This is a genomic window from Halobium salinum, from assembly GCF_026586625.1.
In the GTDB taxonomy this organism is placed as follows: domain Archaea; phylum Halobacteriota; class Halobacteria; order Halobacteriales; family Haloferacaceae; genus Halobium; species Halobium salinum.
On record NZ_JAODIW010000008.1, the window covers coordinates 951,940 to 975,146 of the forward strand.

The following is a 23,207-nucleotide window of genomic DNA, read 5'->3' on the forward strand; positions in this document are numbered from 1 at the left end:
CTGCCCCGACTGTGTCCCCCGGCTATATCTCACCCGCGGCCCACTCCCGGATGTGCGACTGGTACAGGTGATGATTCCGGCGGGCAAGCGCGACTCGGTGACTCGCGCCCTCGACGAGGAGGGCATCGACTTCGCACTCACCGAGGAGACGAGCGGCCGCGACTACGTCGCCGTCGCCTCGTTCCCCCTGCCGACGAGCGCGGTCGAACCCGTCCTCGAACGCCTGCGGGACGCCGGGCTGGAACGCGACGCCTACACCGTCGTCGTCGACGCCGAGACCGTCATCTCGCGGCGGTTCGACCGGCTGGAGGCGCGCTACGAGGAGGAGAACGGGAACGGTGCGGAGGGCGAGCGCATCGCCCGCGAGGAGCTGCTGGCGCGGGCCGAGGAACTCGCCACCGGCACCCGTGCGTACGTCGTCATGACGGTCGTCAGCTCGCTCATCGCGACCGCGGGGCTGATGCTCGACTCCCCCGCCGTCGTCGTGGGGTCGATGGTCATCGCCCCGCTCATCGGCCCGGCGATGGCCGCGAGCGTCGGCACCGTCCTCGACGACCACGACCTCTTCGCTCGTGGCGTGCGTCTGCAGGCGCTCGGGTTGGCTCTCGCCGTCGGCAGTGCGGGCCTGTTCGCGCTCCTCCTGCGCTTCACGCTCCTCGTCCCGCCCGGCACCGACGTGCTCACCATCCCCCAGATTCGAGAGCGCCTCGCCCCCGACTTCCTCTCGCTGGCGGTCGCTCTCGGCGCGGGCGTGGCGGGCGTCGTCTCGCTGTCGACCGGCGTCTCCTCCGCGCTGGTGGGTGTGATGATAGCCGTCGCGCTCATCCCGCCGGCGGCGACGGTCGGCATCGCGCTCGCGTGGGGGTTTCCGATGGCCGCCGCCGGCTCGGGCGTCCTGTTGCTCGTCAACGTGCTCTCCATCAACCTCGCCGCCCTCGCCGTGCTCTGGTACGCCGGCTACCGCCCCGACGACTGGCTCCGAACCGGCGGCGCTCGGAGCGCGACGGTCAAGCGCGGCGCGACGCTCCTGCTCGCCATCGCCGTCCTCTCGACGTTCCTCGGCGGCGTGACGTTCAACACCTACCAGAACGCGACGCTGGAGGAGGGCGTCCGGGACGACGTGGCCGCCGCGCTGAACGACTCCGCCCCGTCGGCGACGCTCGTCTCCGTCGAGTTGACCGGGGAGGAGGCGACCGTCTTCGGCCGCCCGGACCACGTCGTCGTCACGGTGGGCGTCCCGCCCGACGGCGCCCCCGTCGGGCTGGCTCGAACGTTAGACGACACCGTCTCACTCCGGACGAACCGCGAGATGACCGTCGAGGTGCGCTACCTCACCGTCGAGGACACCCGGCCCGGCGGGAACGGCTCCGGGTCCGAAATCGGCCCGGGCGACGGCGAGGGGTCGGTTCCCCCCGTCGCGTCCGCCTCGACTCCGCTCCGTCCGTCCGCTTCGACACTTCTTCGCCCCGTGGTGTGACACAAGCCGTCGTTTGCGCTTAGCGCGTGTTCATCTCCGCGGACAGCGTCCCTCTAGGTATGCGCGCCACGACGACGAAGGCGGCCGCCGCACTCGCGGCCGCGTTCCTGGTCCTCCTCGCCGGCTGTGCCGGCCCGCTGCAGGCGACTTCGGGTACCACGACGACCACGACTGCCACCGATGGTGGAGCCGACACCCAGATGGGCGGTGACGGCGCCGATAGCACCGACGGCGTCGACGGCCCGACCATCACGACCAGCGGCGTCGGTGAGGCGACAGCCGAGGCCGACCTCGCGCTCGTCACCGTCTCCGTCGCCCACCTCGCGGACACCGCCGACGCCGCCCGCGAGGACGTGGCGACCCGCACCGACGCGCTCTACGCCGCGCTCGACGCGGCGGGCGTCGGGGACGAGAGCGTCCGCACCGTCTCCTACCGCCTCCAGCCCGAGTACGACTACGCCCGCGAGGGCGGTCGCACGCTGCTCGGCTACCGCGCCGTCCACACACTCGAAGTCGAGGTGAGCCCCGACCGCGCCGGCGAGGTCGTCGACCTCGCGGTCGGCGAGGCCGCCGCCGAAATCGGCGGCGTCGCGTTCACCCTGGCCGACGAGACCCGCGCGCAGGTGCGCGCCGAGGCCGTCGGGGCGGCCGTCGAGAACGCCCGCGCCGACGCCGACGCCATCGCCGACGCCGCCGGACTCTCCGTCACGGGCGTCGCCTCCGCGTCCACTGTCGGCGTCGGCTACCCTGTCCCGTACGCCGACGGCCGCGCGGCCGCGGAGGACGCGGGCGGCGCGAGCACGACGTTCCAGCCCGGCCCGGTGACCGTCACCGCGACGGTGACGATGGTGTACACGGCCGAGTAGGGGCTCCGAGGGCTCGAGCGGTCCCCTTTTCACGCGTCGGTCGACCCTCTCCGCATGGACACGACAGCGATTCTCACCGCGACGTTCCCGCCGGTCACGGGGGCCGCGACGTGACGACCGACATGGGTCGAGACACCCTGCTGTTCGCACTGACCCTCGTCTGCTTCGGCGGGTTCTCCTACCTCGCGCGGGTCGGCGGCGACGCCGGCTACTGGGTGATGGCGCTCGGACTGGCGACGGCGCTGTTGGGGCTGTGGCAGGCGTCGCGGGAGGCGGTGCGGGCGGAGTAGCTCTCACCCCTTCGACCGACGTCGAGTCCCCACGAGGGATAGCGGCGGTCGCTCACGTCGGGGGGTTCGGAGTGCTCGCGCAACGGGGGAAGCCTGCATCGTGCAGAGGAGAGACCCGTCGCGCCGAGGTAGACCCGCCACGACGGCTCGGGAGGCCCTCAGTCTCCCTGAATCGACCGGACCTGTCGCCGCACGTCGCGTTTCAGCCGGTCGGCGTAGTCGAGTCGGAGTTCGCGGGCCGCGTCGGGCGAGAGCTCCTCGGACCCGTCGATGGCGGGCGAGATGGGGTCGTACGCGCCGACGTCGAACCCCAGTCGGTCGAGGTACGAGCGGACGGTCCCCGACTCCAATCCGTCCTCGATGGCGGCGTCGACGTAGCCGACGACGGCGTCGAACTCGGGAAGGACTATCTCGTCGTCGGTGACGCCGCCCTCGTCGCCGTCGATACGGACGTCGACCCGGTCGAGGCGGTCTATCAGGTCGGTCAGGTCGTCGGCGAGGCGGACGACGTGACTCGGGAGGGTGGCGTCGGGCGAGCGCCACTCGACCGTGTCGAACTGGTCCCGGAGTTGGACGGGCGTCCACACCGCGCTCTCCTCGTCGAAGCCGGCTTCGACGGTCTGTCGGTCGACGCCCGCCTCCACGGCCGCCCGCACGAACTCCTCGTGACGGCGTTCGAGCCGCCGGGTCCACTCGTCGGTGTCGTCGATGTAGGACCACAGCCACCCCTGATGGGGGAGGTCCTCGTAGGCCATCCGTCGGTACAGCATCGAACGCGCGCCGGCCGCCAACCGCCGCCCGTCGAAGTACGGCGAGGAGTTCACGAGCGCCAGCGCCGGGTCGAGCGCGACGAGGGTGTTGAACTGGTCGACTACCCGCCCGGGTCGTTGCTCGACGTGGATGTGGGTCCCCGCACAGTGTCTGACGTACTCGAACGCCTCGCCGACGACCTCGTTCTGGACCTTCGTCCGGTCGCTCGGAAGCTCCTCTATCTCCTCGCCCACGAGGGGCGTCGCGAGTGGGACCAGACCCTTGTCGAGTTCCTCCGCCCGTTCGAGGACGCGCACGAGGCGGTCGAACAGCTCCTCGCGAAGCGCCGTCGTCGACCGACACGGCGTCGTCTTTATCTCGAGGAGCGGTTCGACGAACTCCCGTTCGACCCCGCTCGCCTCCTCGACGAGCGCGCCGGGTTCGACCAACCGGCCGTCGCCGTCGATTACCCAGTACTCCACTTCGACGCTCTGCCGGGCCGTCGTTCGGTCGTGTGTCGACACACTACCCTCCCCTGTGAGGCCGTCGGCCGTGTTTCATTGGTACGTTCACATGTTCCTCTTACAGCCGCCGGCCCGGCGGTTGGTTGATAATCTCTCGCGTGGGACGTACGGCGAGGGGGTATAAGAACCTTCGCAGAACACAACTGTTTCGGCCACCAGATGGACGTTTGTTTTGTCGTAAGTAGTAGAACAGTACTTTCGTCTAGCCCAGTCGGCGAGTCGACGGACGAGACGTAAATGGCGGCGGCTCCGCTCAGCCGAGCGCGACGACGGCCGTCCCGAGAATCTCGCCGTCGTCGTTTCGCTCGGTGACGAGGGAGGCGTACACGCTACCGCCGGCGACCGAGAGCCCGCGGAGTTCGTCGTCGTAGCCGAGTCGCCAGCGGGTCTCACCGGTCGCGAGGTCGAGGGCGTGCAGGAACCCCGCACGGCCGTCGGGGGCGTCCGCGTGGCGGTGGCTCCTGACGAGCAGGACCTCGTCGGCGCCGACCACCTCCCACGGGTGCCCCGACAGGTCGCGGCGCCACCGTCGCTCGCCGTCGGCCCCGACGCGGTAGACGAACCCGTCGTCGGCGCCGAAGTGGACGGCGTCGTCGGCGACGACGGGCGCGGTCGTCCACCCGTCCTCTGCACCCCGCTCGGCGCGGAAGCGCCAGCGTTCGTCCCCCGTCTCGGCGTCGAGTGCGACGATTCGGCCGGCGCCGAGGTCCGAGAGCGGAGCGTAGACGGTTCCGTCGACGACCGCGGGCGAGTGCCAGACGCGCATGGAGGGGTCGACGCGAGGCAGTTCCCACGCCGTCGCCCGCTCGCGGTCGGCGGTGGCGGGGTGGTCGTCTCCCGCTTCGTCGCCCTCGAACAGCGGTTCGCGGACGGGTGCGGAGAGGTCGACCGCCTTCACCGTGAACGCGGTCGCGACGTAGGCGCGGCCGTCGACGACCGCGGGGCCGGGGCGGGCGTCGTGTGCGGACGCCCACGTCGTCCGACCCGCGTCGTCGATGGCCGAGAGGTAGCCGCCGTGTTCCATGTGCACCCGGCCGTCCGCGACCGTCGGCTGGTAGTTGTTCGCCCCACGACAGGGCGTCGCCCGCCAGGACTCCGTCCCGTCGGTCAGGTCGAACCCGCGGACGCAGCGGGGACCGGCGTAGTAGACGCGCTCCGCGCCGAGGACCGGGGTGACGTAGTTCGAGACGAACTGCTCCCCCTCGGCGGCCCGCCAGGCGACCTCGCCGTCGGTGGTTCGGAGGGCGGTGACGCCCTCGTAGTCGACGACGACGAGTCGCGTCCCCCGGACCGTCGGGGTCATCGCCCAGCCGAGGTCGGTGCGCCATCGCTCCTCGGGCGCCGACGTCGGCGGCGACGCGCCGGCGTTGTAACGGGTGTTCCGGGCGTCGTACCCGATTAGCGGCCAGTCGTCGGGACCGGGCGTCGCGTCCGCGACGGGGACCGGGTCGGGGTCGGGTTCGAGGAGGGTTCCGGCGCTACAGCCGGCGAGACCGGCGAGACCGCCGGCGCCGAGACCGGCGAGGAGGGCGCGTCTGGAGGGCATCGTTCACCGGTCGGAACTGTCGGAGGAGTGTCTTTCGGTCCGCTCACTCCCGCCGCGACGGCGGGATGTCCGGTTCGTACCCCACTGCCAGGACGGCGCGCTCGAGCACGTCGTCGACGCCCTCGCCCTCGGTGACGCTCATGTAGGCGTCGGCCTCCACGTCGCGCGAGCGGTCGGCCTTGTTGCAGACGGTGATGACGGGCGCCTCGAACAGGCGCTCCACCTCGTCGCGGAGTTCGAGTTGGGAGTCGACCGGGTAGCCGCAGTCGCCGCTGGCGTCGACGACGAAGACGACGGCGTCGGCGAGGTGGGTGAGCGCGGAGACGGCCTGTCGCTCGATGGCGTTTCGGTCCTCCGCGGGGCGGTCGAGCAGGCCGGGCGTGTCGATTATCTGGTACCGGATGCGGTCGCGCTCGAAGTGGCCCAACTGGACGCCGCGGGTGGTGAAGGGGTAGGAGGCGATCTCGTTCGAGGCGCGGGTGACGCGGTTGACGAACGAGGACTTCCCGACGTTCGGGTAGCCGGCGACGACGATTGCGGGTTCGTCGGGGCGAATCTCCGGCAGGTCTCGGAGGGCGTCGCGGGCGGCACCCACTCTGAGTAAGTCGTCCTCGATTTCGTCGAGGATGTCCGCGAAGCGGGCGAACGCCTGCTTGCGGTGTTTCCTGGCGGTGTCCGCGTCCGTCTTGCGCATCTTCCCCTGGTACTCGGAGCGCAGTTCGCGAATCTGGTTGGAGGCCCACGAGAGTTCGCTGAGGCTCATCCGGAGGGCGTCGACGCCGCCCTCGTCGCGGAACGTCTCGCTCTCCATCTTCAGAATCGCGTCGGCCAGTTCGTAGTAGAACGGGTCGACGAGGTCCTCGCGTTCGTCGCGCGGGAGGAGCACGGTCTCGTCGTCGCTGCCGAAGTCCGGCCAGGCGGTGACGACGTTCTCCAGGTTGTCGGCGAGGATGTTGGCCGCGGTCCGCAGCATCGCCTCCTGGGCCTCGCGGCCCGATTTGGCGCGTCCCGTGCGCGAGGCCCGGGAGAACGCCTTGTCGACGAGTTCCTCCGACCGCGGCGTGGTCGGGAGGGATTCGAATATCATGGTCGGTTGTTCGAGTCGTAGACGGTGTGGCCGGTTAAGTGGCGTCCTTTGCTGCTATCCGTGTGTGGCGTCGTCACGAGAGGACGGTTTGGGGTGAAGAAGGCCCACGAAAGCCCCCGTCCGCTCGGGTCGCGCGGCTCGCTATGCTCCTCGCTTCGCTGCGGTGCTTGCTTCCCCGAGCACCGGGAGAGCGAGGTTCTCCCGAGCTCACGGGCGCCCCGCGCGAATCCACCGCGGGCGGAGCCGCGGTGGCGTGCGCCGACGTGACCTGCGTGTCGCGTCGCATTCGCGCGAGGGATGAGTGAACGAATCGGCTGGGGAGGACGAGGCGCGGTGCGGGGAGTCCTGGCGGTCTGCAGAAAGCTCCGCTTTCTGCGATGTCACTGAGCTTCGCTCAGTGAGCAACTTGCAAAGGGCGAGTGCTCTCGGCGTCGCCCGCGACGTAAGCACCGCAGGCGAGCGTGGCGAGCCGAGAAACACAGCGAGCGAGCGGCGTCGAGAGCGCGAGGGCTTTGCTGGGCCACCCTCGCTTCGACCGCTCGAGACGGACCGACAGTTCGGAACACGACGACGAATCGAACCCACGCCAGGAAATCCGACGCCTCTTTCCACCAGTCACCCGCACACACGGGTAAGACCAACCCATGTCTACGCTCCACTACGTCACGACGAACCCCGGCAAGGTCCGTGAGGCCGAGGAGTACCTCGGCGCCGACGCCGTCACCCAGTTCGACTTCGACTACACCGAGATTCAGGCCGACGAACTCGGACCCATCGCGGCCCACGGCGCCCGCGAGGCCTACCGCGAGGTGGGCGAACCCGTCCTCGTCGACGACGCCGGCCTGTTCGTCGAGGCCCTCGGCGGCTTCCCCGGCCCGTACTCCTCGTACGTTGAGGACACCGTCGGCGTCGACCGCGTCTGGAACCTCGCGAGCGACGAGGAGGAGCGCCGGGCGTACTTCCGGTGCACCCTCGCGTACTGCGACGGCGCCGAGTTCGACGCCAGCCCGGACCCCATCGACCGCGACGACCGGGTCGCCGCCGCCGCGGCCGGAGTCGAGGAGGACGAACCCGCCGACGACGCCGAACCGGGCACGCTCCCCGTCAAGCTGTTCGAGGGCGCCGTGCCGGGCACGATGGTCGCCCCGCGCGGCGACGGCGGCTTCGGCTACGACCCCATCTTCGAACACGACGGGACCACGCTCGCGGAGATGGACACCGAACGGAAGAACGCCATCTCCCACCGCGGGCGGGCGTTGGAGAAATTTGGGGAGTGGTTTGCCGAGCGCTAGCGAGGCAAACCGGACGAGTCGCAGCCCGCACAGTCGAGCGTAGCGAGACGAGCAGGACCGTCTCGGCGTGGTACCAGGAGCGCTAGCGAAGCGAACGAGACGAGTCGCAGGGGATTCAGTCGAGGAACCGGCGCTTAAGTCCTCAGCCGCCCTCGACGACGCATGACTACGTCCGACGACACCCCCGGCACCGCCCTCGTCACCGGTGGCTCGGGGGGCATCGGCTACGAACTCGCCCGCCTGCTCGCCGCCGACGGCCACGACCTCGTCCTCGTCGCTCGCGGCGAGGACCGCCTCCGCGAAGTCGCCGAGGGGCTGGCGGGCGAGTTCGGCGTCGCCGTCACGGCGCTCGTGAAGGACCTCGCCGACCCCGACGCGCCCGGGGAGATTCAGGCCGCGCTGGACGAGCGAGGAATCGAGGTCGACGTGCTCGTCAACAACGCCGGCTTCGGCAGCTACGGCCGGTTCGTCGACCTCGACCGCGACACCGAACTCGACGAGGTGCAGGTGAACGTCGCCGCCGTCACCGACCTCACCGCCCGATACCTCCCTCGGATGGTCGAGCGTGGACGGGGCCGCGTGCTCAACGTCGCCTCCACCGCGGCGTTCCAGCCGGGGCCGCTGATGGCGACCTACTACGCGACGAAGGCGTACGTCCTCTCGTTCTCGGAGGCGCTGGCCGAGGAGACCGAGGGGACCGGCGTCACCGTCACCGCGCTCTGCCCCGGGCCGACGGCGACCGGGTTCCAGGAGCGCGCCGACATGGAGGAGTCCCGACTGCTCGCCTTCGGCACGGCCGACGCCGCGTCGGTGGCGGAACGCGGCTACCGGGGGATGCAGCGCGGCGAGGCCGTCGTCGTTCCGGGACTGCAGAACAGGCTGCTCGTCCTCGCCACCCGACTCGCGCCGCGGTCGACCGTCCGCTCGGTCGTCGAGTGGATGCAGCGCCGGCGCTGAGCAGGTCGCCGGGGCCGGCGGCCGCTCACGCCCGCGGGTCGCGGTCCGGTCCCGGATACTCCTCGTCTCCCCCCTCGTCGACGACCGTCGGATACAGCTTCGCCCCGTCGAACAGCGTCGCGAACGCCCTCGGGTGGCGGACGCTCATCTCGACGCGCTTCTTGAGTTTCGCGCCCGCCTGTGCCGTCTGGAGGCGCGGGTCCAGCGTCAGCAGGTGCATCGCGCCGCCGCGGTAGGCCGACCCCAGCGCCGGATGGTCGCCCGCGGGGTGGGACGCCGGTTCGCGCCACGCCTCGACCCGCTCGCGCCAGTCGGCGGCGAGGGCGTCGTCGGCAACCGCTCCGAGGACGGCCTCGGCGTCGTCGAGCAGTGCGTCGCTGGCGACGAGCGTCGTCCACGAGTGCTCGCGGAGCGCGTCGAGTGCCCGCCGGGCGTCGCCGCCGACGAGCAGGTCCGCGACGAGCACGTCGGCGTCGGCGACGACGCGGGCCGGGGTGGGGTCGGGTGGCTCCGACGGCCCCGGCGTCGCCCCCTCGCCGTCGTCGCCCCCCGCCCGGTCCGCGTGGTCGCGCTCCCGTCGTCGTTCCAGCGCCGCACGGACGGCCGCCTCGTCGGCGTCGAAGGCGGCGGCCCGCCCGAACAAGTCCGCCCACGTCTCGGTCATACCTCGAACTGGGGGCCGGCGACACAAGACACTTGACGGTTCGGAAAGCGCGGGGAGTATGCGACGCCGTCTCCTCCTCGTCGCCGTCGGTGGGGTGGTCGGAAGCGCCGGCTGTCTCGGGGCGAGAGGGTCGGGGTCACTCGGGGACGGGGACCGAGCGACCACCGAGAACACTCAGAGCACCCAGAGCACCCAGAGCACCGCAACCGCCGAACGGTCGACCACCGTGGCGCCGTACGGGCGCCTCTCGCTGACCAGCGTCGCGCCCGACTCGCTCCCCGTCAGGTGTCGGCTGTTCCACGACGAGACCGACGACCTGCTGGCGACGTACGGTCCGCCGTTCGAGTCGGGGGACGAGGTGACTTTCGCCGACGCGTTCCCGGCTCGGGGGGACGCCCGACTGGTGGTCGAGAACGTCGAGTACGGGGACGTGCTGTTCGACCGGACAATCGGCGACTACGCGTCCTACGACCTCCGACTCCACGCCGGGACGCGACTCGAAGTCGCGGGCGTCGAGATGGCCTGAGCGACCCTCCGCCCTACCGTCCCCGCGCCGGCAGGAACAGGTACAGCCCCGCCGCGACGACCGACAGCGCCGCCAACACGAGGAAGGCGAGCGCGAACAGCCCGCGGTCGGCGAACACGCCGACGAACACCGACCCCGTCGCGCCGAGGACGAAGAAGACCGTTCTGAGGAGCCCCCACGCCGGCCCCTGCACGTCGCGGGGAAGGACGGCGATGAGATACGAGTTGCTCACGGCGTTGATGCCGAGTCGGACGCCGAGCAGGAGCGTGATGGCGGTGAGGGGGAGCAGCCCCGAGACGTACGGCAGCGCCGCGAGCGGCGCCGTTCCGAGCAGCGTCGACGCGAGCAAGACCGGCCGGTCGCCGTAGCGGTCCGCGAGCGACCCGCCCGCCGACTGCGCGACGGCGCCGGAGAGAAAGAGCAGGGCGAACAGCCCCGAGGCGGTCTCCTGTGAGAGCCCCTTGACCTCGATGAGGTAGGTGGGAAGAAACGCCGTGAGCCCCTGCATCACGAAGAGGAGGAGGGTGATGGCGGGGACGCCGACGAGCACCGACCGCCGCGAGAGCGCCCGCCGGAGGTCGGCGACGGCGGGGAGCGTCGAGCCGCCGTCGGTGTCGGGGCTCCGCTCGCGCGCGGGCACCAGTCGCCACGTCCCGACGGCGACGACCAGGAAGAACGGGGCCGTCGCGGCGACGGTGACGCGCCAGCCGAGGTCGTCGACGAGCAGTCCCGCGAGAAAGGGGAGCGCCGCCGACCCGACGCTCCCCGCGGCGAGCACGACGCCGATGGCGGCGCCGTCGTTGGGGGCGAACGTGCGCGAGAGGAGCGTCCCCCGGGGCGGGCCGAACAGTCCGGTGCCGAGCCCGAACAGCGCGACGCCGACGAGGAAGACGAGGAAGGTCGGCGCGAGACCGATGGCGACGAGGCTCGCGCCCGCGGCGGCGAGGCTCACGGCGAGTAGCGCGCGCTCCCCGACCCGCCCCACCGCGGAGCCGGCCGGGAACTGCATGAGGGCGTAGGCGACCCAGATGACCGTCACCGCGAAGCCGGCGGCGGCGTTGCCGAGGCCGAACCCGGCCTTTATCTGGGGGAGCAGCGCGGGGACGAGATAGCGCAGGCCGAGGACGAGAAACCAGCCGAGTCCGACGAGGAGGATGGTCGGGCCCCGACCGTCGCCCCGGAACACGTCGAGGACGCCGGGGCCGGTGGCGGTAGGGGTGGCGGTACCGGTTTCGGCGTCGAAGCCGGGGTCCTCACCCGGTTCGCCATCGGCGCCGGCACCCTGACCGCGGTCGGGTCGGTCTGTCACGTGGTCCGACTCCGAGTCGGCGGCGCAAGAAACTGCTGGAGGCGGTCACCGACGGCCGAGCGCGTCGGCGGTCGCCGGCCGGCCACGCGTCAGTACGAGCCACGCGTCAGTACGAGCCACGCAGCCAGCCCGAGGACGAACGCCGCGCCGACGTTCCACAGGAGTCCGACGACGCCGACGACGAGCGTGAGAAGCGGCATCCCCGTCTCGCGGGCGCTCAGAACTAGTTGGACGGCGACGAGGAGGAGCAACACGCCGAGCACCGCCATCGGAAAGGCGGCCACGAGGCCGACGGCGAGCGCGGCGCCGACGTACAGCGCCCCCAGCACGAGGTTCGCCCCGCCCGTCCGGGCGCCGAAGGCGTACTTGCCGGCGAGACCGCCGCTGCCGTGACACATCGGCAGGCCCCCGAGCGGGACCGCGACGAGACACGTTGCACCCATCGACGAGGCGAGGTCGTCCGCGGCCACGTCGGCGTCGAACAGGTCCGAACAGAGGAGGGAGGTCGCCACCGCGGCGTTGCCGACGGTCATCGCGAGTTGGGCGGCGGCACCCTCGACCGCGCCGGTCGAGAGCCGGGGGAGGCCAGCGGGGAACGGGCGGAGGGCCGGAAGCGTCGGCGTCGGAACGCCGGTCGCGGCGAGGGCGAGGACCCCACCGGCGCCGAGGACGACCAGCGCGGCGGCGCGGCGGTGGCCGGCGACGGCGACGACGGTGACGAGGCAGGCGGCGGCGAGCGCGAGCGCCGGGTCGGCGACGCCCAGGTCGAACCCGGCGCGGGCGAGCAGGAGTGCGACGGCCAACTGCACCCCCCGAACCACCGGCTCGCCGACGTAGCGCTCCAGCCGCGCGAGCGCGCCGGTCCGGCCGGCGACGAGGAGGGCGGCGCCGGCGAGGAGGCCGGCGGCGGCGAGTTCGGCGTAGGAGATGGTGCCGGCGATGGCGAGACCGGCGAGCGCCTTCATCGGCTCGACCGAGAGCGGGAGGCCGTAGACCACGCCCCAGACGACCTGGAAGGCGCCGAACAGGAGGAGGACGTGCGGCAGCGAGGCGGACGTGAGGGCACCGAGGGCGACGACGACCGGGAGGACCGTAACCGAATCCCCCAACGCGCCGGTGAGCTCACCGCTCGTCACGGTGAGCGAACGACCGTCGCGTGGTTCGGTCGAGAGCGCCACCGTACACCGATATCATCGACTCGGGGATGAATCTTGTCAGAAAAGACGACCGGCCACGGAGCAGCGCCGACGTAACCGTCCGAAGTTACTCGTCGAACCGCGCCAGTCGCTCCTCGGGGAGGGCGACGCCGACCCGGTCGCCGGGCGCCGGCGGGTCGACGGCGAACGCGTCGAGCGTCCGGTCGGCGGCGAGCGCGTCGCCGTCTCGGCCGCTCCCGTCGGCGACCGCTCCGACCGGGCCGTCGAGCGCGACGGTCACGCGGAAGGCGGCATCTTCGCGGACGGCGCGCTCGACGACTCCCTCCACGTCGCCGCGGCCCGGTGCGACGAGGGCGACGTGTTCGGGGCGAATCGCGACCGGGTCGCTTCCGCGTCCGGCGTCGGCGGCGTCGAACGCGACGACGTTCGAACCGGTGAAGCGCGCGACGAAGGGCGAAGCGGGGCGTTCGAACACGTCGTCGGGGGTGCCGTGCTGGACGACCTGCCCGTCGTGCATCACGGCGACGCGGTCGGCGAGCGCCCGCGCCGTCGTGCGGTCGTGGGTGACGTAGACGGCGGTCCGGTCGGCGAGGGTGTCGGCGAGGTCCCCGCGGAGGGCGGCGCGGGTGGGCGCGTCGAGCGCCGACAGGGGTTCGTCGAGGAGGAAGGCGTCGGGGGCGACCGCGAGCGACCGGGCGAGGGCGACGCGCTGACGCTCGCCTCCTGAAAGAGTAGGTGGATAGCGGTCGGCGAGGTCGGCGACCCCCAGCGAGTCCAGCAGCGAGCGGGCGTCGACCTCGGCGCCGTCGTCGAGGTAGCGCTCGCCGAAGCGTACGTTCTCGGCCACGGTCATGTGGGGGAACAGCGCGTAGTCCTGGAAGACGAAGCCGAAGTTCCGCGCCTCCGGGGGCAGGTCGCTCACGTCGCGGCCGTCGACGGCGACCCGGCCTTCACAGGAGTGGAACCCGGCGACCGCCTCCAAGAGGAGCGTCTTCCCGCTCCCGCTGGGACCGAGGACGACGAGCGTCTCGCCGGCGTCGGCGTCGAGAGCGGCGTCGACGACGAACGGTTCCGCACCCGGGGCGGTGAAGCGCGCCCGAATCTCGGCGTGGAGGCTCACGACGCGGCCCCCACGGCGGTCGCGTTCACGTCCCAATTCTCGGCGGTCCCGTTCACGAACCCACCCCCACGCTCGTGTCGCCGGCGACCCACCGGACGAGGAGGAAGATGGCGACGCTCATCGTCAGGAGGATGAACCCGACGGCGCTGCTCTCCGGGAGTGACCCGGAGGTGTACGTGTTGAAGATGAACACGGGGGCGTGCTGGCCCGTGACGGTCTCGCCGGCGACTGGGTAGAAGAACTCCACGTTGTAGGCGACGACGGCGACGGCGCCGAACTCCGAGACGGAGCGCGCCCACGCCATCACGCCGCCGGTGAGCATCGCGCGCTTCACGAGCGGGAGGTCCACCCGTCTGAACGTCTCCCAGCGCGAGGCGCCGTGGATGCGGGCGGCGTACTCCAGCCGTCGGTCCACCGCGTCGAACCCCTCGCGGACGACGTTGACGGCGAAGGGAGCGCTGACGAAGGTGAGCGCGAGCACCATCCCCGGCACCGTCCCGAGGACGGGGAGGAACTCGAACGCCGCGCCTTGCCCGAAGCCGAACAGAATCAGGAGGCCGGCGACCGAGTGGGGGACGACGAGCGGGAGGTCAACGAGGCTCTGGACGAGCGAGTCGCCGGCGAACCCCCGCGAGAGGAGGTACGCGAGCGGCGTGCCGAAGACGAGCGTGACGAGCGCGGCCAGCAGCGGGGCGTAGACGGTGAGGTACAGCATCCGGTGGACCTCCGGGTCGAGCGCCTTCTCGGCGACGACGGACGGCTCCTGTCGGGCGACGAACGTCGCGAGCGGGAGGCCGACCGCGACGAGCAGGACGGCACCGAGCGCGGCGGCGGCCGCGCCGAAGGGGCCGTCGCTCGCGACGTAGCCGAGGGCGGCGGCGCTGGCGAGCGCGAAGACGGCGTACCACGTCGTCGCGTCCAAGAGCCACGCGACCGCGAACGCGACGGCGTGGAGCGTCAGGACGGCGAGCACGAGCGAACTACGCCCGAGCCAGCCGGCCGCGACCGACCGCGTCTCGCCGCCTCGGGCCTCACCCGTCCCCATCGTCCGTCCTCCGCGCCGGTGTGTGCTCGGTCATCCGGTGTTCGGGTGTCGAGTGGGCGATAGCGATTAAAGTTCGAGCGGTCCGAGGCTGGACCGCGCCTCCGCGTTCTCCATGACCCGTTCGGGCACCGCGTCCTGTGCGCCCTCCGGGACGACCGCCGGCTGGACCGGCTCGAATCCGGCGTCTTTCAGAATCTGCTCGCCCGGCTCCGTGAGCATGAACTCCAGCCACTGCGCGCCGAGTTCGGGGTTCGGCGCGACCGACGGGACGGTCAGGCCGTAGGCGATGGGCGCGCCGGTGAACGTGCCGCTCTCGGTCTCGACCTCGGCCTGGGCGTAGTGGTCCGCGTACTGCTGCGTCGCCTGTGAGAGGTCGACCGCCGGCTGGAGGTCGATGGTCTGCACGTCGCGGGTCGCGCCCGCGGACTGGTACTGCCACGCGTAGTCGAGCTTCCCCGTCTGGAGTTGGGCGAGCAGCTCCGTCTCGGTGCCGGAGGGAATCCGTGCCTTCTCGACGAGCGCGTCCGCGGTGGACTCGTCGTACAGCGTCTCGCCTTCGAACGCCATCGCCCCCAGCTTCATCGTCATCACCGAGCGGTAGCCGTTCGGGTCGACGGCGGGGTCGCTGTGCGCGAACGTCACGTCGTCGCGACCGAGGACCTCCCACCAGTTGTCGGGCCCGACCTCGTCGGCGCCGGTCGAGTTCTCCGTGTAGGTGATGGTCATCGCGTTCGTCGCGAACACCGAGTACCAGTCCCCGTAGTCGGGCAGGAGCATGTCCCGCAGGAGCCGGAAGTCCGAGACGCCGAGCACCGACGCCCGCCGCCCCTCCTCGGTAATCTTCTTCGTCGAGCCGACCGACCCTTTGGCCTCCCGAGCCACCTGTGCGCCGAACTCCGCTTCGAACTGCGTCTCTGCGGCCTCGAACGGCGGCGCGAGGCTCCCGGCGTGGAAGACGGTGAGTTCGTTCGACCCGCTCCCGCCGGTGGTCTCGTCGGATGCCGTCGACCCGCCCGACTCCGTCGTCGCGGCCGACCCCGTCGTCGAGTCGGCATCCGACCCACCGTCCGTTCCTTGCTGGCCGGAGTTGTTCCCGTCGGCCGACCCGCCCGAGCCGGTACACCCGGCGAGACCGGTCACGCCCGCGAGGGCGGCGCCGCCGACCGCGAGGACCCGTCGTCGGCTCCGACCGCTCGACCGTTGTTCCGTCATAGAAACATCGGCGTGGGCGCAGGTGATAACCGTTTTGCCTTCGGCAGCGGGAGGGGAGGTATGGACGCCGCGTTCGACGCCGGAATCCGAGCCGGCGAGATTACGTTCGACACCAGCGACGTGGCCCTCCTCCGGGCCGTCGACGACGCCGGCTCGGTCAGCGCGGCCGCCGAGACGCTCGGCCGGTCGCGCTCGCGGGCGCTCCGCCGACTCGAAACGCTGGAGGAGGTGTTCGGCCCGCTCGTCGAACGTCGGCGCGGCGGGGCCGACGGCGGCGGGAGCCGCCTCACCGAGGAGGCGCGAGCGCTCGTCGCCCGCTTCGAGCGGCTCCGGGCCGCGCTGTCGGGCACCGCCGGCGCCGACGAGGTCGTCTTCACCGGCACGCTCGTCGAGCGCGACGGGGAACTCGGCCGGGTCGAGACGCCGGCCGGGACGGTCCGGGCGCTGGTACCCGACGGGGTCGCGGAGGACGACCGCGTGCAGGTGAGCGTCCGCGCCGACGCGGTGACGCTCCACGAGCCAGGCGGGTCGCCCGCCGCGGGCGCGACGAGCGCGCGCAACCGCTTCGCGGGGACGGTGTCGCAGGTCCGCCGCGGGGAGTCCGTCGCCACCGTGAGCGTGAAGGTCGGCGTGAGCGACCCGCTGCTGGCGCTCGTCACCGTCGAGAGCGTCGAACGGCTGGGTCTCGTCCCCGGCGTCGGCGTCGTCGCGACGTTCAAGGCGACGGCGACGCGGGCGACGCCGGTCGTCGAAGCGGGGGAGTAGGAGGGTCTCAGCAGCCCGTCGACTGCCGCCGCCAGCGACGCGACCCGTTCCCGCGTGTCGCCGAGCGGTCGGTGGCGAACGACCCGCTCACGTCGTCGGCGGAGGGAGCGACCGGCCGTGGTCCGGTGCCGTCCGTGACGGGCCGCCGGTGGCCCGATACGTCGGCCTCCACACGAGACGAAACCGCCCGACTCCGGCGCCGTCCGTCGCCCGTCTGACGCGGATTTAAGTCGGGTGGTTCCATGGTCGTCGATGGGCGCGCACTGACGGCCTCAGTTCCCATCCTCCCACCCGCGCGCCCGGAACACCCGAATCCCACGGCTTTCGTGGGACTCCCCCTCTCTTCGTCCCCGGTGGCGGACCGGCGAGACGGCCGCTGTACGGAACACAGTGAAAAGCCTCCGCTTTTTTGCCCGAACCAGGGGTGCGTCCAGACGTTCGCAGTAGTCGGCGTCGCGTTCGACGTGACACGGTCGTCGCTCACCCAGCGGCGGTGAACGGCACGAGCGACGCCGGCCCCGGCGCGAACTCTCCTATGTATCCGACACTCCGATTCGAGATTCCGAACGAGAACGACCCCTTCCGTATCGGTACCGAGACGCTCGGGACGGCTTCGGTTCACGTCGAGCCGGACATCGCGGTGGGCGGCACGACGGAACACACGGTCTGGGTGTTCGACGACCCCGACCGGCGCGTCGCCGAGGGGTTCCGGAGCGCCGACGCGGCGGCCGCGGTGGAGGCGGTCGCGGTCGAGGACGACTCGGATGCCGCCGTCTATCGGGTTCGTTGGACGGGCCGGCCCGGCGGGGTGTTCGACTGCGTCCGGGAAGCGGAGGGGACCCTGCTGGAGGCCGTCGGCACGGACGGGGCGTGGGCGTTCGTGGCCCGCCTCCCATCGAGGGGGTTCGAACCGTTCCAGTCGGCGTGTGCGCGGGTGGGTCTCGACACGGCCATCCGGTCCGTGAACAGCGGGCCTCCGCGTTACCGGCGGGGGACTCCGCCCTCCGCGTGGGACAAACTCACGCGCGCGCAGGCGGAGACGCTGGCGCTGGCCATCGACGCCGGCTACTTCGAGGTGCCCCGAAAGGCGAGCCTCAGCGACCTCGCCACACAGCTGGGTATCTCGGATTCGGCGGTCTCACAGCGGCTCCGACGGGGGCTGTCGGCACTCCTGTCGTCGACCGACCTGCGGGGCCACGCGGCGACCCCGCGACCCCGCGACTGAGTCGGGTATCGGGACGCCCGTCAGTCGGGCTCGGTCGACCCCGAGACGTCGGGGTCCTCGTCGGCCGCGGGCTTCACCACCGGGAAAATCTCGACGGCGAAGTCGGGGGTGGTCCCGTCGATTCGACAGTCCCACCCGCCCTCGACGTCGACGCCGTTCTCCCGGGCGGCTCGGACGAGGCCGGTCAGCGCCTCGTGGAACTCGGCTGTTGAATCGGGGTCCATAGTCGGCTCCTCACGTCGACGAGATAGTCGGCGAGACATCAAAACGATTGTGTGAGTTTTCGGGTGACATGAGAGTCGGGCGGCGTCCCGCGCCCATCCGACCGGTCCTACCCGCCGGGTCATATCCGCCCGACCCGTTCCGGCCGGTCTACTCCGACGGGTCGTACTCGCCGTTGTCCAGCCGCCAGGTGAAGATGGCCTTCAGGATGGCGACGAGGCTGTTCGCCTCGCCGGTCCCCCAGATGGCCGTCTCGGACACCTCGCCCGAGGGGTTTCCGTCGGTGATGGCGCTGGCGAGCGTCTTCGTCCCGTCGACCATCATGACGCGACCGGAGGGGGTGTCCGCCCACGTCCAGAGGCTCTCGAAGGTCTCCGCCGCGGGGACCGCCTCGGTGACGGTCGTCTCCACCGAGGGCGAGAGCCCGGCGACCCTGACCGCGACCCCGCGGTCGCTCGCCCGACGGAGCGCCTCGAGGAGGTCGTCGTCGAGTAGCCGCTCGACGGTCATGTAGACGACCTCCTCCTCGGCCTCCTCGACGAACTCGACGACCCGGTCGGTGACCGCCTCCCGGCCGTGGACGGTCCAGACGCCGCGCTGTTCCTCGCGCCGATAGACGGGCTCGACCTCGTCGAGCGCCTCGCGAAGCGTCTCGATTCGGTCGATGGACTCCCGCTCGAACTTGCGTCCGGTCGTCTCCGCCGAGGCGGGCCAGAAGCGCTGCGGCGAGGACTGCTGCACGTCGACCAGCCCCGACTCTTTGAGTTCCTCGACCGCGTCGTACACCCGCGTCCGCGGAACCTCGGACACCTCGCTCACCTCCTTGGCCGTTCCCGACCCGAGACCCGCGAGGGCGACGTACGTCCGGGCGGCGTAGGCGCTCAGTCCGAACAGTTTCAGCGTCTCGACCGCGGTTCCTTCGGGGTCGGTGGGCGACTCGTCTGTCATTTCTGAGAGTGGTGACCGTGCTTCGGGGTCGGCCGGCCCGGAATCGGCCGACAGCTGGCCGACCGACCTCGCTTCTCGGCGGAGACTACGCAATACGGGGGAATCAAACTTGTGTGATTATCCGGGTGAAAAGCCGGCCGGCGACTACGGCGCCGCACAGGGACTGTCGAGAGTGTCATTAGTAGAATTACAAGCCGACGACGGGAGCTCTCTGAGCCAGGACGGTAACTCAAAAATTCCGAATAGTGTACCTGTACGAGTGAAACTGTGCCCACAGGTATAACCGGGTACCCGGTCTAAGGAAACCAGAGGCGACCGCCGACAGCGGCTGGACCGAGTAACATGGCCGGAGAGAACACCGACGACGCGACGTTCGAACGTGCTGTCGACCTGCTTCAGGAGTTGGGACTGAAGGAGTACGAGGCGAAGTGTTTCTCGGTGCTCTCGGGGAGACCGAAGGGGACGGCCAAGGAGATCAGCGACCGGTCCGACGTGCCCCGTACCCGCGTCTACGACGCGATTCGTGTCTTGGAGGCGAAGGGACTGGTCGAGGTCCAGCACGGCAGTCCACAGCAGTTCCGGGCGATTCCGGTCGAGGAGGCCGTCGAGACGCTCCGTCGACAGTACGATTCGCGGTTCGACGAGTTACAAACCCTTCTGAACGAGGTCGAGACGAACGACGAGCCCGGAGACGAGGTCCACGAGGTGTGGGCGCTCTCGGGACGCACGGCTATCGACAACCGGACCGAGAGCCTCGTCGCGGACGCCGAGAGTGAGGTGGTGTTGGTCGTCGGCAACGAATCGGTAGTGACGTCGGGGCTGGTGGAGCGCCTGAACGAACGTCAAGCCGACGGCGTGGCGGTCGTCCTCGGGGGCGTCTCGGAGGCAGTCGGCAACAGCCTCAAGGAGGCGGTCCCCGACGCCGAGACGTTCGTCTCCGGGCTCTCTTGGCTACACGGACCGGTGGACGACGGCGAGTTCCCGGCCGAGGCTTCCATCAGCCGGCTTCTCCTCGTCGACCGGAACACGATTCTGGTGAGTACGGACGACGGCGGGGTGGAGCGGGGGGTGTTCGGTCGAGGGTTCACCAACGGGCTCGTCGTCATCATGCGGCGGCTGATGGCGACCGGACTCGCACCGGGCGACGACCCCGAGATGACCGAGTAGGGGGCGCCCCGTCAGCGCGGACTATGCGTCGGCTCCGCCGTCGAGACGCTCCCGGCAGGGCGACCGCGGAACGCGCCGACTGTGACCGCCGCTCGCCGGCTACCGGATGTGCCGCGAGCAGGTACCACAGAGGTTCTCCTCTTTCACGTCGACCTCGCGGACGGTCGGAGAGAAGGACATGACGCACTTGTTGTTGTCGCAGTGTTCGAGGCCGAACGTGTGGCCGATTTCGTGGACGACCTCCTTGCGGACGCGGTCGGCGAACACCTCGCGGGCCGGCTTCGTGGTGATGCCGCCGTCGGAGGAGGTCTGGAGTCGGTACGTGGAGATGACTGACCCGTTGCCGTTGAGATACGCGAGTCCGAAGACGTAGTTGCGCCGTCGGTAGTAGAGGTCCTGCGCGGTGATGCCGATGTTCTTCTCCCCACCACCCACGCGGCTTGCGAGTTCGATGAACTCCTCGGCCCGGTATTGGTTTCGGCTCCGGTCGAACGCGCCCTCGGGGATGGACTGCTCGTCGTGTACGGTCACGTCGACGTCGTACACCGAGCGCAGCGCCGCCGACGCTTCCCGCTTGACCTGCGCGGGGATCTCCCCGATGGGCACGATGTCGACGAGCATGGAAGGGGTTAAGCGGCGCCCTCTCATAAATATCCCGACGTGAGAAAGTCCGGACGCGACGCGCTCGTCGGCGTTCTGTCGGCGTACGACCGACTCGTCGAGGTCGGCGTCGGCAGGGAGCCGGCGGTCGCGGCCGCCCTCGCCGACCGCGGGAGGGCCGTCGTCACCACCGACGTGTACGCGTTCCCCGTCCCCGAGGGCGTCCGGTTCGTCCGCGACGACGTGGTCGAGGCGAGCGAGCGCGACCACCCCGGCGAACACTACCGCGCCGACTGCCTCTACGCCCGCAACCTCCCGCCCGAACTCCACCGGCCGCTCCGGGACGTCGCCCGCGCCGTCGACGCCGACTGCCTGTTCACCACCCTCGGCTACGACGAGCCGGCGATTCCCACCTCGCGCGAACCGCTCGAGGGGAGCCGGGAGACGCTGTTCGTCGTTCGGCGGTAGCGAGACGGCCGCATCGGGAGCGGGCACCACCTCCGTTTCTTGCCGGTGCCACCCGAAACATACATGCCGCGGACCGACGCACCCGCGAGACATGGAAGTCGACGCAGTCGTCCTCGACGTCGACGGGGTGCTGGTGGACGTGGCCGACTCGTACCGCCGAGCCATCGTCGAGTCGGTCGACCGGGTGTACGAGCGGACCATCGACGACGCGGACGTCCAGCGGTTCAAGGACGCCGGCGGGTTCAACAACGACTGGGAACTCACGTACGCCGCGGCCCTGTTCGTCCTCGCGCGCCGGGAGGGGTTGGAGGGGAGCGTCGCCGACTTCACCGACGCCATCGCCGAGCGCGGCGGCGGGCTGGCGGCCGCACAGGCCGTCGTCGCCGACATGCCCGGGGTCGCACAGGCCAGAGTCCGCGACCGCTGGGACCGAGACCGCCTCCGGGAGACGTTCCAGGCGCTGTACCTCGGGAGCGACCTGTACCGCGAGTTCGAGGGCGGCGAGCCACCCTTCGAGGCCGAGGGGTACATCCACGACGAGCCGGTCATCGTCACGCCCGAGACGGTCGAGACTCTGACCGACCGCTTCGACGTGGGCGTCCTCACCGGTCGTCCCGAGTCCGAAGCCGAGGTCGCCCTCGACCGGGCCGGTCTCCAACTCCCCGTCGAACACCGCTTCACGATGGACGACTGGGAGGAGGGGAAACCCCACCCGGCCGCGCTCGTCACCCTCGCCGAGCGCTTCGGCGCCGAGACGGTGGCGTTCGTCGGCGACACGCTCGACGACGTGAAGACGGCCCACAACGCGAACGAGGCCGACCCGACGCGGCGGTACTACGGAATCGGCGTCCTGACCGGCGGCCTCACCGGTGAGGCCGGCCGGGAGACGTACGAGTCGGTCGACACCCACGCCGTCGTCGACAGCGTCAACGACCTCCCCGACCTCCTCACCAGCCGATAGCGCCATGGCACGGAGCCGCTACCGGAGCTTCATCCTCGGCCTGCTCGCGCTCGATGTGGTCGCCGTCGGTGTCGGCACCGTCCTCTCGGCGGTGCTCGGCCTCGAGGCACTGGTCGCGTTCGGTCTCCCCCTGCTCGTCGCCCCCGTCGTCGCCTACTGGGTCGCGTACCGGACGGACCTACTCGTCGGCGGGTCGGGGATACAGTGAGACCGACCGGACACCGCTCGAGGCGTTTCTGTGCTCGGCAGACGCGTTAAAATATCTAGAGATATCGCTAGTTCATCGCGGTTCGGTTTCCGTACTGTCAGGCCCCGAAACCCTTATTTACGGTGTTTAGCAACGAAGTTGACAGACGCTAAATGAGTCGAATGGAGAGACTTTCACGGCGGAGAATGTTGGGATACGTCGGAACCGCGGGCGTGGTTCTCGGCACGGCGGGGGTCGGTGCGGTGATGTTCTCCGGCACCGGCGTCGCCATCGACGCGGACTCGCTTCGCGCCGATGCCGTCACGCTGACGAGCAACAACGGTGAGGTAGAGCGGCTGACGCTGCGGCCGGACCTCGTCTTCAGTTGGGACGGACTGGACGCCACCCCCGAGACGATGTCGTTCTCGGTGGACGTGCGGCTGGCCGGAACGGGGGAGGCGTTCACGTCGCTGACGACCGAGGAGACGAGCGTCGGCGCCGACGGGCTCGCCGGCGAGGAGCGTTATCGGTTCTCGCGGGCGTACGACCTGGTCGGCTCGGGACCGCTCGACGAGGCGGACTTCGAACCCGAGAAGGGCGGCGGCCGGGAGGACCTGACCGCCGAGACCGAGGTCGGCGTCCGCGTGACCGGCCGGCTCACCGACGCGGCCGGGAACCAGTACGTCGACGGCGGGTCGACGACCTACACGGTGTCGGTCACCAACGAGGGCGCCGGGAACCGGACCGGCGGGCGTGCGGGGACGGGCGGCAATGCGGCCGGGAAGGACCCCGGAAGGGGGAGCGGCGGCGGAAACGGAAACGGTCGGAACTGAGCGAGAACC

25 protein-coding genes are annotated in these 23,207 nt (G+C 70.8%); 13 read left to right on the plus strand and 12 right to left on the minus strand.

Annotation, left to right across the window (positions count from 1 at the left end):
- The first annotated feature begins 52 nt into the window (after nt 1-52).
- The 3 genes from N5095_RS17020 to N5095_RS17030 all read left to right on the plus strand — a co-directional run bounded on the left by N5095_RS17020 (nt 53) and on the right by N5095_RS17030 (nt 2,633).
- Entirely contained in the window at nt 53-1,477 is a 1,425-nt protein-coding gene (locus N5095_RS17020) for a TIGR00341 family protein (RefSeq protein ID WP_267624329.1), read from the plus strand.
- A 59-nt stretch (nt 1,478-1,536) separates the two neighbouring features.
- On the plus strand, nt 1,537-2,343 hold the full coding sequence (locus N5095_RS17025; RefSeq protein WP_267624330.1) for an SIMPL domain-containing protein: 807 nt from the start codon (nt 1,537-1,539) through the stop codon (nt 2,341-2,343).
- 122 nt (nt 2,344-2,465) lie between these two features.
- Nucleotides 2,466-2,633 carry a hypothetical protein gene (locus N5095_RS17030; RefSeq protein WP_267624331.1) on the plus strand — a complete coding sequence of 56 codons (168 nt, stop codon included), beginning with the start codon at nt 2,466-2,468 and terminating at the stop codon, nt 2,631-2,633.
- Nucleotides 2,634-2,791: 158 nt separating this feature from the next.
- Here the strand turns inward: N5095_RS17030 and N5095_RS17035 are convergent, their stop codons facing one another.
- The 3 genes from N5095_RS17035 to N5095_RS17045 all read right to left on the minus strand — a co-directional run bounded on the left by N5095_RS17035 (nt 2,792) and on the right by N5095_RS17045 (nt 6,540).
- Nucleotides 2,792-3,907, minus strand: a complete 1,116-nt coding sequence (locus N5095_RS17035; RefSeq protein ID WP_267624332.1) for a glutamate-cysteine ligase family protein — start codon at nt 3,905-3,907, stop codon at nt 2,792-2,794.
- 253 nt (nt 3,908-4,160) lie between these two features.
- The gene (locus N5095_RS17040; protein WP_267624333.1) at nt 4,161-5,453 is read right to left on the minus strand and encodes a PQQ-binding-like beta-propeller repeat protein; all 1,293 of its coding nucleotides are present in this window, start codon (nt 5,451-5,453) and stop codon (nt 4,161-4,163) included.
- A gap of 43 nt (nt 5,454-5,496) precedes the next feature.
- Nucleotides 5,497-6,540: an NOG1 family protein gene (locus N5095_RS17045; protein ID WP_267624334.1), complete on the minus strand. Its 1,044-nt coding sequence runs from the start codon at nt 6,538-6,540 to the stop codon at nt 5,497-5,499.
- A 644-nt stretch (nt 6,541-7,184) separates the two neighbouring features.
- Here N5095_RS17045 and N5095_RS17050 point away from each other — a divergent pair.
- Both N5095_RS17050 and N5095_RS17055 read left to right on the plus strand, forming a co-directional pair.
- Nucleotides 7,185-7,832 carry a non-canonical purine NTP pyrophosphatase gene (locus tag N5095_RS17050; RefSeq protein WP_267624335.1) on the plus strand — a complete coding sequence of 216 codons (648 nt, stop codon included), beginning with the start codon at nt 7,185-7,187 and terminating at the stop codon, nt 7,830-7,832.
- Nucleotides 7,833-7,994: 162 nt separating this feature from the next.
- Nucleotides 7,995-8,789: an SDR family NAD(P)-dependent oxidoreductase gene (locus N5095_RS17055; RefSeq protein WP_267624336.1), complete on the plus strand. Its 795-nt coding sequence runs from the start codon at nt 7,995-7,997 to the stop codon at nt 8,787-8,789.
- A 25-nt stretch (nt 8,790-8,814) separates the two neighbouring features.
- Here the strand turns inward: N5095_RS17055 and N5095_RS17060 are convergent, their stop codons facing one another.
- Nucleotides 8,815-9,453, minus strand: a complete 639-nt coding sequence (locus N5095_RS17060; RefSeq protein ID WP_267624337.1) for a DUF7384 family protein — start codon at nt 9,451-9,453, stop codon at nt 8,815-8,817.
- A gap of 58 nt (nt 9,454-9,511) precedes the next feature.
- On the opposite strand from N5095_RS17060, the gene N5095_RS17065 reads away from it, so the two are divergent.
- Nucleotides 9,512-9,979 carry a hypothetical protein gene (locus N5095_RS17065; protein ID WP_267624338.1) on the plus strand — a complete coding sequence of 156 codons (468 nt, stop codon included), beginning with the start codon at nt 9,512-9,514 and terminating at the stop codon, nt 9,977-9,979.
- Between the two features lie 13 nt (nt 9,980-9,992).
- On the opposite strand, the gene N5095_RS17070 is transcribed toward N5095_RS17065, so the two are convergent.
- The 5 genes from N5095_RS17070 to N5095_RS17090 all read right to left on the minus strand — a co-directional run bounded on the left by N5095_RS17070 (nt 9,993) and on the right by N5095_RS17090 (nt 15,822).
- Complete coding sequence (locus N5095_RS17070; RefSeq protein ID WP_267624339.1) at nt 9,993-11,288, minus strand: MFS transporter; 1,296 nt, start codon at nt 11,286-11,288, stop codon at nt 9,993-9,995.
- An 89-nt stretch (nt 11,289-11,377) separates the two neighbouring features.
- Entirely contained in the window at nt 11,378-12,466 is a 1,089-nt protein-coding gene (locus N5095_RS17075; protein WP_267624340.1) for a putative sulfate/molybdate transporter, read from the minus strand.
- An 85-nt stretch (nt 12,467-12,551) separates the two neighbouring features.
- Nucleotides 12,552-13,565, minus strand: a complete 1,014-nt coding sequence (locus N5095_RS17080) for an ABC transporter ATP-binding protein (protein WP_267624341.1) — start codon at nt 13,563-13,565, stop codon at nt 12,552-12,554.
- A gap of 52 nt (nt 13,566-13,617) precedes the next feature.
- Nucleotides 13,618-14,610, minus strand: a complete 993-nt coding sequence (locus tag N5095_RS17085) for an ABC transporter permease (RefSeq protein WP_267624342.1) — start codon at nt 14,608-14,610, stop codon at nt 13,618-13,620.
- A gap of 66 nt (nt 14,611-14,676) precedes the next feature.
- Nucleotides 14,677-15,822 carry a substrate-binding domain-containing protein gene (locus N5095_RS17090; RefSeq protein WP_267624343.1) on the minus strand — a complete coding sequence of 382 codons (1,146 nt, stop codon included), beginning with the start codon at nt 15,820-15,822 and terminating at the stop codon, nt 14,677-14,679.
- Nucleotides 15,823-15,882: 60 nt separating this feature from the next.
- Here N5095_RS17090 and N5095_RS17095 point away from each other — a divergent pair, with 60 nt between their 5' ends.
- A complete protein-coding gene (locus tag N5095_RS17095; RefSeq protein ID WP_267624344.1) occupies nt 15,883-16,587 on the plus strand; it encodes a TOBE domain-containing protein in 705 nt (234 codons plus the stop codon).
- 535 nt (nt 16,588-17,122) lie between these two features.
- Complete coding sequence (locus tag N5095_RS17100; protein ID WP_267624345.1) at nt 17,123-17,812, plus strand: helix-turn-helix domain-containing protein; 690 nt, start codon at nt 17,123-17,125, stop codon at nt 17,810-17,812.
- Nucleotides 17,813-17,832: 20 nt separating this feature from the next.
- Here N5095_RS17100 and N5095_RS17105 read toward each other — a convergent pair whose 3' ends face one another.
- Both N5095_RS17105 and N5095_RS17110 read right to left on the minus strand, forming a co-directional pair.
- A complete protein-coding gene (locus N5095_RS17105; RefSeq protein WP_267624346.1) occupies nt 17,833-18,036 on the minus strand; it encodes a hypothetical protein in 204 nt (67 codons plus the stop codon).
- A 148-nt stretch (nt 18,037-18,184) separates the two neighbouring features.
- Nucleotides 18,185-18,982, minus strand: coding sequence for a TrmB family transcriptional regulator (locus N5095_RS17110; RefSeq protein ID WP_267624347.1), 798 nt, complete (start codon nt 18,980-18,982; stop codon nt 18,185-18,187).
- A gap of 342 nt (nt 18,983-19,324) precedes the next feature.
- On the opposite strand from N5095_RS17110, the gene N5095_RS17115 reads away from it, so the two are divergent.
- Entirely contained in the window at nt 19,325-20,149 is an 825-nt protein-coding gene (locus N5095_RS17115) for a TrmB family transcriptional regulator (protein ID WP_267624348.1), read from the plus strand.
- Between the two features lie 99 nt (nt 20,150-20,248).
- On the opposite strand, the gene N5095_RS17120 is transcribed toward N5095_RS17115, so the two are convergent.
- Complete coding sequence (locus N5095_RS17120; protein WP_267624349.1) at nt 20,249-20,770, minus strand: archaemetzincin family Zn-dependent metalloprotease; 522 nt, start codon at nt 20,768-20,770, stop codon at nt 20,249-20,251.
- A 39-nt stretch (nt 20,771-20,809) separates the two neighbouring features.
- Between N5095_RS17120 and N5095_RS17125 the strand changes: the two genes are divergently transcribed.
- From N5095_RS17125 to N5095_RS17140, 4 genes are all read left to right on the plus strand, one after another.
- Nucleotides 20,810-21,217 (plus strand): UPF0146 family protein, encoded by a 408-nt coding sequence (locus N5095_RS17125; RefSeq protein ID WP_267624350.1) that lies wholly within the window; start codon nt 20,810-20,812, stop codon nt 21,215-21,217.
- 91 nt (nt 21,218-21,308) lie between these two features.
- Nucleotides 21,309-22,178, plus strand: coding sequence for a TIGR01548 family HAD-type hydrolase (locus tag N5095_RS17130; RefSeq protein WP_267624351.1), 870 nt, complete (start codon nt 21,309-21,311; stop codon nt 22,176-22,178).
- 4 nt (nt 22,179-22,182) lie between these two features.
- A complete protein-coding gene (locus N5095_RS17135) occupies nt 22,183-22,386 on the plus strand; it encodes a DUF7534 family protein (protein ID WP_267624352.1) in 204 nt (67 codons plus the stop codon).
- Between the two features lie 185 nt (nt 22,387-22,571).
- A complete protein-coding gene (locus N5095_RS17140) occupies nt 22,572-23,198 on the plus strand; it encodes a hypothetical protein (protein WP_267624353.1) in 627 nt (208 codons plus the stop codon).
- Nucleotides 23,199-23,207: the final 9 nt, after the last annotated feature.